At 60.8% G+C, this 13,848-nt stretch carries 11 protein-coding genes; 7 read left to right on the plus strand and 4 right to left on the minus strand.

The window, feature by feature from the left end; translation table 11 throughout:
- Positions 1–187 precede the first annotated feature (187 nt).
- Positions 188–2,638, plus strand: coding sequence for a hypothetical protein (locus GR138_RS13445; RefSeq protein ID WP_160859745.1), 2,451 nt, complete (start codon positions 188–190; stop codon positions 2,636–2,638).
- Positions 2,639–2,952: 314 nt separating this feature from the next.
- On the opposite strand, the gene GR138_RS13450 is transcribed toward GR138_RS13445, so the two are convergent.
- Positions 2,953–3,900, minus strand: coding sequence for a DUF3137 domain-containing protein (locus tag GR138_RS13450; protein ID WP_160859746.1), 948 nt, complete (start codon positions 3,898–3,900; stop codon positions 2,953–2,955).
- Positions 3,901–4,012: 112 nt separating this feature from the next.
- On the opposite strand from GR138_RS13450, the gene uvrB reads away from it, so the two are divergent.
- Positions 4,013–7,126 carry an excinuclease ABC subunit UvrB gene (gene uvrB / locus GR138_RS13455; protein WP_160859747.1) on the plus strand — a complete coding sequence of 1,038 codons (3,114 nt, stop codon included), beginning with the start codon at positions 4,013–4,015 and terminating at the stop codon, positions 7,124–7,126.
- A 73-nt stretch (positions 7,127–7,199) separates the two neighbouring features.
- Here the strand turns inward: uvrB and GR138_RS13460 are convergent, their stop codons facing one another.
- The gene (locus tag GR138_RS13460) at positions 7,200–7,556 is read right to left on the minus strand and encodes an RloB family protein (protein ID WP_160859748.1); all 357 of its coding nucleotides are present in this window, start codon (positions 7,554–7,556) and stop codon (positions 7,200–7,202) included.
- A gap of 163 nt (positions 7,557–7,719) precedes the next feature.
- A complete protein-coding gene (locus GR138_RS13465; RefSeq protein ID WP_160859749.1) occupies positions 7,720–9,174 on the minus strand; it encodes an AAA family ATPase in 1,455 nt (484 codons plus the stop codon).
- A gap of 909 nt (positions 9,175–10,083) precedes the next feature.
- On the opposite strand from GR138_RS13465, the gene GR138_RS13470 reads away from it, so the two are divergent.
- The 5 genes from GR138_RS13470 (at position 10,084) to GR138_RS13485 (ending at position 12,737) form a co-directional block, all read left to right on the plus strand.
- Positions 10,084–10,497, plus strand: a complete 414-nt coding sequence (locus GR138_RS13470) for a hypothetical protein (protein WP_160859750.1) — start codon at positions 10,084–10,086, stop codon at positions 10,495–10,497.
- A gap of 109 nt (positions 10,498–10,606) precedes the next feature.
- On the plus strand, positions 10,607–11,599 hold the full coding sequence (locus GR138_RS13475) for an endonuclease/exonuclease/phosphatase family protein (RefSeq protein WP_160859751.1): 993 nt from the start codon (positions 10,607–10,609) through the stop codon (positions 11,597–11,599).
- Between the two features lie 64 nt (positions 11,600–11,663).
- A complete protein-coding gene (locus GR138_RS30280; protein ID WP_202402649.1) occupies positions 11,664–11,837 on the plus strand; it encodes a hypothetical protein in 174 nt (57 codons plus the stop codon).
- On the plus strand, positions 11,834–12,463 hold the full coding sequence (locus tag GR138_RS13480; RefSeq protein ID WP_160859752.1) for an alpha/beta hydrolase family protein: 630 nt from the start codon (positions 11,834–11,836) through the stop codon (positions 12,461–12,463). Before GR138_RS30280 ends, GR138_RS13480 begins: the two co-directional genes overlap by 4 nt.
- 97 nt (positions 12,464–12,560) lie before the next feature.
- The gene (locus tag GR138_RS13485) at positions 12,561–12,737 is read left to right on the plus strand and encodes a hypothetical protein (RefSeq protein WP_160859753.1); all 177 of its coding nucleotides are present in this window, start codon (positions 12,561–12,563) and stop codon (positions 12,735–12,737) included.
- 107 nt (positions 12,738–12,844) lie between these two features.
- Here GR138_RS13485 and GR138_RS13490 read toward each other — a convergent pair whose 3' ends face one another.
- Positions 12,845–13,786 carry an alpha/beta fold hydrolase gene (locus GR138_RS13490; protein WP_202402632.1) on the minus strand — a complete coding sequence of 314 codons (942 nt, stop codon included), beginning with the start codon at positions 13,784–13,786 and terminating at the stop codon, positions 12,845–12,847.
- Positions 13,787–13,848 lie beyond the last annotated feature (62 nt).

Genomic DNA, 13,848 nt, shown 5'->3' on the forward strand with positions numbered 1-13,848 from the left:
TGGCCGCACATGCCCAGCCCCAGTGTCCAGTAGATGTCGAGATACGAGAAAGCCTCGACCCGAATTGCACGCCTACAGGCAGACGGATCAAGGTCTATTGCGAGGGAAGATTGCTGACGTCCCTCTGCAAAGCCCAGAGAAAAACCAATCCAAACACGACACGAGGCTACGACTCTGGAGACGCTCCATGATGACGCCCCTGTTGTTTCGAAAACGTACCGGAACGTCTCTGCAGGCTGCACGCACCTTTATGGCGAAGAGCCTCCGCCTCATAAGCGACGGCTTCGGCTTTCTGCTGGGAAGCAGGAAACTCTATGCCTTGCTTGCCGTCGTCGCGCTCTACTATGCGGTCACAAACCGGGAAAATCTGGCCAACGTCCTCGATGACTACACACAGTTCAGGACAAGCGGAAAAATCTACATCGACAGTCCCGAAGTCTACACCCGCGAAAGGCTAGTCAATGACCGCTATGAACAGGCCGTGTGGCTGCGCGATGAAATGGCGCGCCTCGACGCTGGCAGCTATCTAAGCACGCGCATCTCGGACAGCACGAGACGAACCACCGATCTTACCCTGCGCGCAAAAGAGGGTGACAAAACAGCCGGTGAGAGTGCCGGCGACACCAATGGTAGCAACGGAACGGGTGCGGCAGGCGCGGCTCTTCCTCAACTCGAAAAGATGCCATTCGACCTCGAACACGAGATCAAGGCGGCGACGCGTGACAAGATCCGCCAAAGCATCATTGAAAACATGCTCGACGACCGACACGATCTGATCGGCAACACGCTCGTGGCGCTTAAGTTCGACACGACGGTCATTCCCAACAGGTCCGTCGAGCGTCGCGCATTCGTGGAGGTTTCACTCGACACCGGCAACATCGCCTTCAAGTACGATGATGTCATGAATGAGTTTCCCAGCGAAAAAAATCCGATCCTCGCGGACTGCAAGGCTCGCAACCAGGACCAGCGGGTGCGATGGGAGGTCGTCCTCTATCTGTGCGGAAAATATTACGACATCCTCTCCGACCAAAGAACAAGTCTCGGAAAAATCAACGACCTCTACACGCGATGGCTGAAGAGTATTGAAAATCGTTTGAACGCGTCTCCCAAGCGCTGCGACTCCGATCCCCAGACGAAAGAAGAGACCAGACGGGCCGTCGAGGACGGACTCGGAGCCCGAATGATCGATGTTCTAGATACGGCGGCAGACGGACAGACACAGGCAGACGCAAGGCTTTACCGGGTTATTGTCGAGCCACCATGGAGAGACATTGTCGAAATACTTGGATCATGCACGAAAGGCGCGCTGACCTTTCAAGTCGGTAGCCTGACCGAGAGTTTCATCATTTTCGACGACGACATCAAAAATCTGGACGCCTGCAATGTCGCCAGCAAACCACGGGAATGCGGTGACTACACGAGCATCTACGCGGCCTACACCTCCAATTTGCTGGCGCGCTACAAGAACCGCAGCACGGGCCAGACGGGGCATTCCGATGCGGCTTCGGGTACCTCGTTACCCCCATCCATGCAGGCGGTTTTCGACCTCATAACCAACGGCGTCATCATTGCGAAAACAGAAGAAGCGGGTGGGCAATCAAGTTTGATCATCAAGGCGGCAGCCGGGGAGCAGGATAACTCCATCGCCAGGAATTTCACAGCGCAGATAAAATACAAAATATCCAGCGATGGGTGGTCAAGGCTCGGGGAACTATCAAACTACGCCAACACCGCCACTGCCGGAAAGCAGGACGCAACGAAATACACCATCGTAAGATATGACAGCGGGGAATGCGCCAACTTGCGCAAAAACTGCCTTCTATACGGTTTTCCATCGGGCTTTTTCAATTTCATCGGCCAGGTGTCCCGGATGGACAGCTTCGCCTATTCCCTGATGCCGACAAATCGTTCCAGTGCGATCTATGCTGCCCGATCTCTCGCTGATCGTGTCAGTTTCGGCATGGCACCAGCAGGCGACGAAGCGGCGGCGATTTCCTCCGAGGCGTTTCGCAGCGCATTGCGCGAAGGGTTTTCCAGCGAAACGGAAGGCATTGGCTACGGCATCGGTGAAAAAGACGCCAACCGGATAACGTTCGGATGGGTCATGAATGTCAGCGCCGTCGGTGGCGCTCGTCAACACTCCCAGACCGCCCTGTTGTCCATTCCCGCCTGGTTGGAGGAACTGAAGCTCAAAGTCCGCAAGGGATGGCTCAACCACGACGGTTCTGAACGGGAAGTTGAGGAAGTGACTGAGATCCCCGTGCCGCTACCGTTCGATGACGAGGTTCTGGATACCTATGTCGCCAATGACTTTCGGTACAGAAAACCTAGGATCATTTCTAGCAAGGCGCCCGGGCAGAAGATCAGCGCGGCGATTGGCGGCACCGTCATAATACCCGGTGACCGTCTATGGCGCAGCAGTGTCGTCCTGTTGCAGGGACGCAAGGCAAAGAGCCTGCTGGTTCTGCCCGACATGCGCGGCCTCATGGCGGAATTTGATGGCCCCTTCCCGGTCGGCCCGCTTTCTCTCGTCGTCTGGACAAGCGAAGACATGATTCAGACAGATGGGCTTGTCGTCGCTGTCGATGACGCGAAACCGGCGCCTGAAAACTTGATCAAAGCCGAGGCAGGCAAATGAACGTCGTTTTCCAAACACCCGTTGGCAGCCACTTGCACGAGGAGGATCCAGTATGAGCCGCCCATTCATCGTGACCGCACTCCTTCTGATGACTGCTTTCCCGGCGGAGGTCGTGCAGCGGTCCACCGCCGAGGCCACCCCGGAAAAACAGGCGCAAGCGCTCGGAATGCGCTGCATCGTTCCGGGAGGTCCGATATGTCTCATCCCGCCCACTCCAATGGGTAGCCCGTGCTTCTGCAATGGCCTTGTCGGATATGTCGCTCCCTAGAGTGGGGCGTCTATAGTTGAGCGTGCGACCTTTGCGCCCTGTGATGTTATGATATCCGGCTCACCAATTTCGCCGTGGCCAGCAGCATCACGAGATCGCGGATCATCGGCCGAAGGTGGCGGTCGAAGTCGATCGGTGTGTCCACCGGCGGCAGTTCGAAGAAATCCTTCCTCGCCGGCACCAGCAGGTAGCAGTCCCGGCCGTTCAGCGCGATGCGCACCACGTCGTCCCGCCATTCCGTCGCCAGATAATCCAGCGCCTTGGCAAGCGCGCCCTGCACGATCGGCGTCGCCGCGTCCGGCCGGTTGGTGCGGAATTCGTGCGAGCTGTCCACCTCGACATTGCCGCTGGTCACCAATGCCAGGCTGGAGCCGCCGAACAGGTCGCGCATGAATCGGTGCACGGCATTGGGCCGGCGCGCGGCGAGCAGCAGGCCGGGGAATTCCTGTTCGCGCAGGAAATGGAAGATCACGCCCTTGAAGGTGGTGTGCCTGCTTTTTCCGCTGCCGGTGATGAATTCGGATTCCGCCAGAACGAAGGTCAGCCCCTCATGCCGGCCGGCGATCAGGTCGCCATGCTCGTTTCGGTCGCGCTGCACCAGCTCCTTGCCGGGCATGGTGCGCATGAAATGTGGCTCCGCGCCGTGCCCGTATTTCACCTCGTCGACGAAGCCGAAAACCAGCGGCAGCATGCGGTCGCGCAGGCTTTGCTGGAACTGCCTGGCCGGCGCGATGGCAAACCGCCAGACGAAGCCGCCGCCGACGAACAGCAGCCCGAGCACGATGCCGACGACATCGGTGGCGATCTCCACCCAGGCGATGTAGGCCACGAAGGCCGCAAACACCAGGTAGCCGCCAAAGATCAGCACCACGCGCACATACATGTCGCTGGTCACCCGGCCGCGCGATGCATTGTAGGTCGCCACTGCCGCGTGCAGATCCGCCAGCGCGGCGTCCTTCGGCATCAGTGCCGCTTCGTCAACGATTGCGTTCATCACCGCCCCTCGCCGTGTTTCAGCGATAACGGATGGACACGGCCGCAAATTCGTTTCCCTTTTGTACTCATGCCCTCTTTTCTTTCCGGATGACTCTCGCCATATTCCCCGCATGGCCAGATCCCCGAAAAAACCCTCGCCCTCGAACCCCGGTTTCGAGGAAGCCCCGCAGTCCGACTTTGAAGGCGCGCCGATCTCCGGCAGCGTCTCCGACTGGGTGAAGCAGCTCGAGGCAGAAGCCGAGGCGGCAAGCGTCGAAAGCCGCCGCGAGGTCGCGTCGAAGGCCGGCAAACACCGCAAGACGGTGGAGAACGCCGCCCGCCGCCACACGGAAAACGTCACCGTCTCCAAAACCTCGCGCGGCGTGTCGATCGGCGGCTCGTCCGATCCGAAGACCCGTGCGGCCGCCGGCCTCAACCCGGTCTCCGGTCTCGATGTCTCGCTGGAGGACGCCGCCTCGCTCAGCGCCGGCACGGCCGTCACCGCGACGGTGGACGCGCTGTCGAAGCTCATCGAGAGCGGTAATCCGCTGTTCAAGGACGGCAAGCTGTGGACGCCGCACCGCCCGGCCCGGCCGGAAAAATCGGAGGGCGGCATCCCCATCCGCATGATCTCCGAATACCAGCCGGCCGGCGACCAGCCGACGGCGATCAAGGACTTGGTCGAAGGCCTCGGCTCCGGCGAGCGCAACCAGGTGCTGCTCGGCGTCACCGGCTCCGGAAAAACCTTCACCATGGCAAAGGTGATCGAGGCGACGCAGCGCCCGGCGGTCATCCTCGCGCCGAACAAGACGCTGGCCGCCCAGCTCTATTCCGAGTTCAAGAACTTCTTCCCGGAAAACGCGGTCGAATATTTCGTCTCCTACTACGATTATTACCAGCCGGAAGCCTATGTGCCGCGCTCGGATACGTTCATCGAGAAGGAAAGCTCGATCAACGAGCAGATCGACCGCATGCGCCACTCGGCCACCCGCTCGCTGATCGAGCGCGACGACTGCATCATCGTCGCCTCGGTCTCCTGCATCTACGGTATCGGCTCGGTCGAGACCTACACCGCCATGACCTTCCAGATGCAGGTCGGCGAACGGCTCGACCAGCGCCAGCTGCTCGCCGATCTCGTCGCCCAGCAATACAAGCGCCGCGAGATGGACTTTCAGCGCGGCTCGTTCCGCGTCCGGGGCGACACGATCGAAATCTTCCCCGCCCACCTTGAAGATGCCGCCTGGCGCATCTCGATGTTCGGCGACGAGATCGACGCGATCACCGAATTCGACCCGCTGACCGGCCAGAAGACCGGCGACCTGAAATCGGTGAAAATCTACGCCAACAGCCACTATGTCACGCCCCGCCCCACGCTGAACGGCGCCATCAAGGCGATCAAGGAGGAGCTGAAGCACCGCCTCGTCGAGCTGGAAAAGGCCGGCCGCCTCTTGGAAGCGCAGCGCCTCGAGCAGCGCACGCGCTACGACGTCGAGATGCTGGAGGCCACCGGCTCCTGCGCCGGCATCGAGAACTATTCGCGCTACCTCACCGGCCGCAAGCCCGGCGAGCCGCCGCCGACGCTGTTCGAATACATTCCCGACAACGCGCTGATCTTCATCGACGAGAGCCATGTCACCATCCCGCAGATCGGCGGCATGTATCGCGGCGACTTCCGCCGCAAGGCGACGCTGGCGGAATACGGTTTCCGCCTGCCCTCCTGCATGGACAACCGCCCGCTGCGCTTCGAGGAATGGGATGCCATGCGGCCGGATACGATCGCCGTGTCGGCGACACCCGGAAACTGGGAGATGGAAGCGGCCGGCGGCGTCTTCGCCGAGCAGGTCATCCGCCCGACGGGGCTGATCGATCCGCCCGTCGAGGTGCGCCCGGCGAAAAGCCAGGTGGACGACGTGCTGGGCGAGATCCGCGAGACCGCCGCCGCCGGCTACCGCACGCTCGTCACCGTGCTCACCAAGCGCATGGCCGAAGACCTCACCGAATACCTGCACGAGCAGGGTGTTCGCGTGCGCTACATGCACTCGGACATCGACACGCTGGAGCGCATCGAGATCATCCGCGACCTGCGTCTCGGCGCCTTCGACGTGCTTGTCGGCATCAACCTGCTGCGCGAAGGCCTCGACATTCCGGAATGCGGCTTCGTCGCCATCCTCGATGCCGACAAGGAAGGGTTTCTGCGTTCCGAAACCTCGCTGGTGCAGACCATCGGCCGCGCGGCGCGAAACGTCGACGGCAAGGTCATCCTCTATGCCGACAACATCACCGGCTCCATGCAGCGCGCCATGGACGAGACGACCCGCCGCCGCGAAAAGCAGGTGGCCTATAACCAAGCGCACGGCATCACCCCGGAATCGGTAAAAGCCCGGATTTCCGACATCCTCGATTCGGTCTACGAGCGCGACCACGTGCGCGCCGATATTTCCGGCGTCTCCGGCAAGGGTTTTGCCGATGGCGGCAACCTCGTCGGCAACAACCTGCAGGCCCATCTCAACGCGCTGGAAAAAGCCATGCGCGACGCCGCCGCCGACCTCGACTTCGAAAAGGCCGCCCGGCTGCGCGACGAGATCAAGCGCCTCAAGGCCGCCGAACTCGCCGTCATGGACGACCCGATGGCACGGCAGGAGGCGGCGAGTGCCGAAGGCCCGAGCGGGACTGCAAAAGGGTCCGTGAGAACAAAGGACGGTGCGAGCGGAAAGTCAAAAGGCACCGCGAAAGCGCAGGATGCCGGAAAGAAGACGGCCAAGCCGGCCACCCACCTCCCCCTTGAGGGGGGAGGTCGCCGCGCAGCGGCGGGTGGGGGTGACCCCGCTACGAGCGCCGTCGCCGGAGAGGATCACCCCACCCCGGACCTGCGGTCCGACCCTCCCCCTCAAGGGGAGGGTAAAGCCGGCACCAGCTATTTCCAGAAACCCGCCCTCGACGACATGGGCCGCGACGTCGCGACCCCGGCCGGCAAATCCCTGTTCCGCAAGAACAGCCTGGACGAAATGACCGTCGGCCGCACCGAAAAACCCGTCACCGGCACCCTCCCCGCCCGCCCGGACGAAACCCTCTCCAGCAAGAAACGTTTCTCGCCGTTGCTGGAAGGCCAGCCGGAGCGTGCAAGCGGGGCCGACGACGCCAAACCGGTGGTGCGCGGCAAGGTCGGCGTCGGGAGTTATGAGGACCCGGCGGAGGCGAAGCGCAAGGGGCGGACAAAGGGGAAAACGGGTCGGCCGGGGCGATAGACGATTTGAAAACGAATTTAGAAGAATGATCTAACAGTAAAATTTATACTCGTATCTCACCAACACTAACAACCTACTTCAGTCTCTCGTAAATAGACTCAACAAGCTTGTACACATGGGTACCCATTTTTTGCGGCCATCTATGGCTTGGGACGTCATCAAGATCCTTCGCCTTGCTCACCGCGGTCTCTATATTTTGAAGAATCCTTTTCGCATCATAGTTCGATTTCTGAAAAGAACCCAGCTGTTTTCGAATATGGCGTTCAAGCGTTCTCGAATTCACAGTACTCGGAAGATCTGCATCTAGATGCAAGGCAAGCCATAATTCAAAACATGGATTACTAATCGCAAGATTTATTCTCTTCTGCAAGCATAAGCTGGCAACACCGGCCAGCATTTTTTCTTTCCAGCGGTCCACGTCAACCGCCAATCAAAGTTCATCCCCATCACCTAGCTGGTATTCTTTTTCAAAACCCTGAAGATTCGAAAAAACAGCTTCCGGAGAGCTATTTCCATCAACCGATGCAATAGTTCTAACCTGCACCCGAGAACTTTGAAACTCGTCGAAATAAATCTTTTCGGTCTCACTTCCTTCAGTAGCTACGATTATCAATCGCGCGTCGCGCAGAGGTTTTCTTCCGCGATCCAGTGGCCTTCGTTTTCGTGTTGTTAGCGACATGTTGGTTTGAATCAGCCCATCCTAGATCGAAAATGTTACCCACGAATGGTATAGCACCAAATCTGCCATTTAAGTATCCGCGCCGCACGTCTACATCCGGGCGAACATTAAGGTCAGCGAGTGAATACACCGTAGACTGACCATTTCTATCCTTTTCTACAAACCAAATTTCATCCCGACGAAACAAATCCAAATCTAGCAAATGGGTGTTATGTGTTGTGAATATTATTTGCCCGCATTCCGAGGAATTAAGGAAGGATTTTAACAGCTCGTATGAAAGCAGTGGGTGAAGTTTCCTATCCAACTCGTCGATAACGAATGTTCTGTCCGAATTCCCTAGATCAACAAGCATCGGCAGAAGATTAAACAAGCGGCGAGTTCCAGAAGACTCTTCTTCCTGCGAAAACTTCACGAAGCCACCATCATCACGGCGATAGACCGCGAGAAGGTCGATTACCTCAACCTCACCACCTTCCTTCTTTTTTAAAATAACTTTCTTTCCATCAGGCCCAGCAAACTCAACCACATCCCCTTCACCGACAGTATTTTCAATAAAATCACCAATATCGAATGGAATACCTTTGAGGTCACTTAAGTCAAATTTTCTCGCCGCGGTCTCGATATGATCAATCCCAATACCGGTTTCTTTAATCCTATCGGAAAGCGCCTTTATAAAATCAGCGTCTTCATGCGCACGAACGTTGAGAGCACCGTAATCTGAATCAGCGCTAATAACCTGCAGCGATCGCCTAAACCAATTAAAGGGCGCCCTCAACCACTTAACATTTCGCTTTACGGCCTCCGTCAAATATGGCTGGGTTGGCGAGATGCCGATTGAGAGAAACTCCATAAACTCGGCGCCCGACGCACGATCACCACGGACCTTCCTTTTCAAGGGTGTGCCAAGCTCGACGAGTGTTTCGAAATCGCCATTCTTTTTGCGCTTGGTTACGCGCTCGAATACGCGAACATCACGGCCTTTCGGGGAGTGAAACAGCCACTCCTCTTCAACCGATGTGGAACTAAGCTTCAAACCATATTCATAATCCACACCGCCTGTAGAAAAATTGAATATGAATTCAGTCGCCTCTGGCGGAGAGGAATTGGATTTATATGACCTTACTGGTATTGGCCCTTCCTCATTTCCCTCTACGATGAACTCTTTTACGAATTTTATAGCATTGAAGAGGTTCGTTTTACCATGCCCGTTTGCACCGTATATTGCAGCGGACCGCAGTATTTTCTTCGGATTGTATTGCCGTTCTGCGAGGATATGGTCAGCGTGTCGTTCATCGTGAGACGCCACCATCGACAACGAGGCTTCATCCTTAAAACTAAGGAAGTTTTTCACGGAAAACCGCAACAGCATTTTCTCAGCCCACCACCAACTATCCGCCCTAAATAACACAGGAAACGAGTTTAACCCAGATTGGGAGAAAAAATCTCCAAAAGACGCTTAAAGCTTCCTGTGCCGCTTTGCCTACATTGTCAATCATAATGCAAGCGAAAACTGAGAGGATGAACGTTGGCCCGGCCTTCAGGATATCGCGGCCTTACAAGGATATTTGCTCAAATTTTCCCCACCCCCAATCCCCCATGCCATAATCCCCTCATCCCGCCGCGGATACACCGCAAGGCGTTGCGGCGAGGCGGGGGCGGCGCTTTTGGGGTGGGAGGGACGTAGGCCTGCTCCACGAGGGCCTGCGGAAAATGGTCTCCCTCCGGCGACACGGGGGAAGCGGCGGGGTGTCGGACCGATCCCGTCTCTTCACGCCCCGAACGGCGCGCCGGATGTGCCTGTGCGGCACACAAGGAGGCTGGCCCGGGGGATGCGTCGGCATCGTCCGCCGGGGTGATGTCTTTCCGGGACGGGTGCGGATCGCGCCTGTCCGGGCGGCAGGGCTCAAGGTGAGCGCCGCCGTCTCGTAAACCGGAAAAGCCCGCCCCGGAAACCGACGGGAACCGCCCGCCGGCGCCAGCCTTTGCAGAGGGACCGGAGTCGCAGGCAAAAACCGCTGAACGGGGTGCCGAGAGGTGCCATATACATACTTTAGATGCGGCAGCTCCGGCGCCCCGTCCGAAGTTCGTCTGCCCAAAGCCCGGCGTGTTTTCACGCGCGGGACCGTTTTCGCGCATCCGCAATCCGGCGGCGCGACGGCCGCAGCCGGCGCGCGCTCCGGGCGGAACGGCCTGCCCACTCGGCAACGGGGCGGCGCCTGTCCGGCCTGCGGCCACGGTGTCGTCCGGCCGGGACAGTCCCCAACCCACAGGAGCCCCCATGTTCGACCGCAGCCGCCTTCCCCCGCTCGACCAGCCGCTGCTTTCCCGCACCGCCGAGATGCTCGCCTTGCCGTCCCGCGCCTGCTTTATCCGCGCATGCCGGCGCGCGCGCCGCTGCTCGTTCCTCTATGAAAGCGACCGGCAGCCCTGCTGCCTCGACAATCTCGACGAAGAGCAGCGCCGCCTGTTCGACGCCTTCGCCGAGCTGGTGCGCGATATCAGGGACTACAGCATGCCCGCCAGCAAGCTGCTGTTCGCCTCGCCCTGGCGCGGCGAACGGGAGATGCAGGATGCGGCGGTCGCGGTGGCGCGGTCGCTGCTGCCGAAGTCGCGCCTGCGGTCGTTCCGGGCCTTCGTGGCGCTGCGGGCCAAGGCGCCGCCACCCTCGCTGGACGGTTTTCCGCCGGCCTGAGGCGGGTTTGCGGGGCTTTGTGCGTTGCGGCAACGGCTGCGGCGGGGTAAAGGCTGGACATCCCGTTGCGGGAATCGTCGCCTCTCCCGTGATGCGGAAGGAACAGCCGATGCCGATAGCGCCGCGCCGCGGACCGGTCGCCCTCGCCTACCGCGTGCTCGTCCTGCCGGGCGTCATCGCCTATCTGTTCACCGTCAGCATCGTCGTGCTTGCCGCCGACCGCTTCTGGCTGGTCGACCTCCTCACCTTCGCCTGGCCCTATGTCGTCGTCACGGGGGCCCTGCTCGTCGTAGCGGCGCTGGTGACGCGGCGGATCAAGGCGATCGTCATGGCCGTCGCCGGCCTTGCCGTCGCGCTCATCCCCGCCGCCGACGTGCCGACCGCCCGCCTCTCCACCGCCGCCAGCGGCCTGAAGGTGCTCTCCGCCAATCTCTACGTGCTGAACGCGCAAAGCCCCGAGACCTTCATCGACCTGCTGCGCCGGGAAAAGCCTGACATCGTCGTGATGCAGGAAACGACGCGGCGCTTCGTGGACGCCATCACGGCCGCGCGCCTGTTCCCCTATGAAAGCCAGTTCGATCCTTCCACGCGCGACGGCATAAAGGTCTATTCGCAGCTGCCGATCCGCGCCCAGACCGCCCTGCAGCGCGCCTTCACCGAGGAGGACGCCTACAAGCAGCCGCTGCGGCTGGAGCTCGATGCGCGCGGCAAGCCGCTGTTCCTCTACGCCTTCCACCCCGAGACACCCCGCCGCCTCTGGCAATGGCGCGACCGCAACGACTATCTCGCCGCCGCCGCCGACGCCGTAAAGGGCGACCTGGAAAAGGCGCCGGTCATCGTCGCCGGCGACTGGAACACGCCGACCTGGTCGCCGTTCTTCCGCAATTTTCTGAAGCAGGCCGGCCTTGCCTCCACCGCCGGCGGCTGGTTGCAGCCGGTCACCCGCTTCAGCCTGAAGCTCGCGCCGCTCGCCTATATCGGCGCCTCGATCGACCACATCGCCGTCTCGCCCGACATTACGCTCACCGCCCGCCGCATCGGCCCGGATTTCGGCTCCAACCACCTGCCCGTCATCGCCGAACTCTCCCTGCCGGAAAGCTGACCGGGGCCTCGCCTCGGGGTAAAAACACCCTATGTTAGGGACAGGATCACCGCGGGAGACAACCATGCCGACGGAAAAGGACAGCCCGAAAACCTCGCTCGAGCAGGAGCGCGCGCGCCAGAAGCAGAAGAGCCTGGAGGCCGAGCAGGACGACTATCTGGAAGAAGCGCTGGAAGAGACTTTTCCCGCCAGCGACCCGATCGCCCCCGGCGACGTGAAGGACCACGCCAAGCGATGAACTTCCTCTTCACCGGCCCGGACGACGCCGCCACCACGATCCTGCTTGCCCATGGCAGCGGTGCGCCGATGGATTCCGCATCCATGAACGCGGCAGCCGCCGCCCTTGCCGGCGAAGGCCTGCGCATCGCCCGCTTCGAATTTCCCTACATGGCCGCCCGCCGCACCGATGGCAGCCGCCGTCCGCCGCCGAAGGCCGAGACGCTGAACCCGGAGTTCCACGCGGCCGTCGAGGCGCTTGGCGCGAAAGGTAAACTCGTCATCGGCGGCAAGTCGATGGGCGGGCGCGTCGCCAGCATGGTGGCGGACGACCTTTACGCCGAAGGCCGCATCGCCGGCCTCCTCTGCCTCGGCTACCCGTTCCACCCGCCGGAAAAGCCCACGCAACTGCGCACCGCCCACCTGATGGCGTTGAAGACACCGACGCTGATCTGCCAGGGCACCCGCGATCCCTTCGGCACCAAGGACGAGGTTCCCGGCTACGGCCTGCCGGCCGGCATCCGCCTGCTCTGGCTGGAAGACGGCGACCACGATCTCAAGCCGCGCAAGAGCATTTCCGGCTTCTCCGCCGCCGACCACCTCGCCACGATGGCGAAAACCGTGAAGGCCTGGGCGGCGGGGCTTTAACACCTGTTCCGTGCGGAACAGCGCGGAGCCGCGCCCCATGCGACATTTCGGGCACTGGATGGAACGAACCATCCCAACCGAACCGAAGGGATCTCCCATGCGCAACCTCATCCTCGCCGCTGCTGTCGCCCTCACCGCCGTCGCTTCCTTCGCCGCCCCCTCGCAGGCCGGCTATTACAGCTACGATTACCAGCCCTATTGCTTCATCAAGAAGATCAAGAGCTACGACTACTACGGCAACCTGATCATCAAACGCGTCCGCGTCTGCCGCTAGGCGGAGCCCCTCGACCGGGGTCGCTCGCAGCGCGGCTCCCGCGGCCAGACGGCCTCACGGACGTGTGAAGCCCGGATGCGATTTCCGCATCCGGGCTTCAGACTGTTTCAGTTGCCGTCAACCTGCCCGGCCCAGCTCTGCGTGTTAGACTGGCCATCGAGGAAAGGCAGCGCGGTATTGACGAGGGCGGGCGCTGCGAAGGTTTCGTAGTGGGTCAGGCCCGGCAGGATGGCCAGACGGTTCTTTGACATGTTTTCCCGCATCCAGCCGGCATCCTTCAGCCCGCCGCCGAGCTTCTGGTAGAACTCGACGATATGTTCCGGGCGGATCATGTCGCTGTCGCCGAAGATCAGTATGACCGGCATGGAGAGTTTCGCCACCGCATCGGAAGCGTCATATTTCTCGCGCATTGCCGCCCCCATCGCGTCGAGGAGTTTTGGAAACTCCGAGACATCCGGCGCCACCGCGGCGTAGGATTTGTACATCGGCGTCTCCTTCATCATGTCCGCCATCGCGCCCGAAACCGCCTCCTGCTGCGGGATCATCTCGGGAAAGAAGCCGTTCCGGGCAAACGGCGCAGAGGCGATGACGAGGCGGCGCACCTTGTCCGGCGCCTGCGCGGCCATCTGCAGCGCGACACCGCCGCCGAAGGAATAGCCGAGCACATCGACCTGGTCGTAGCCGAGCGCCGTCACCAGTTCGGCCATATCCTTGCCGATCGCCGGAATGTCGATCGGCCGGTCGCCGAGCGGCGTGCGGCCGTGCCCCTGCAGATCGACGCCGATCACCTGGCGCTTGTCCTGCAACGTCTTGAGATTGGCGCCGAACATCTCGATCTGGCCGAGGCCGCCATGCAGCAGCAGCAGAGGTTCGCCCTCACCCCGGATCTCGTAATAGTAGTTGATGCCGTTGACCGCGAGATGGCCAGCCTTGTCCGGCTTGCCGGCCTCGCCCTGCAACGGGTTTTCCTTGGCCTCCTCGGCGGCTGCGACGGGTGCAAAAGCGGCAAGGGCCGCGGTCAGAAGGGTGATGATGGTCATCCTGGGCATGTCGTTCTCCTCGGTTCCAACCGGCGCCCCGCCGGCTTCATGCACCAAGGACGCCGGCCGCA

This window comes from Shinella kummerowiae, assembly GCF_009827055.1.
Lineage (GTDB): Bacteria > Pseudomonadota > Alphaproteobacteria > Rhizobiales > Rhizobiaceae > Shinella > Shinella kummerowiae.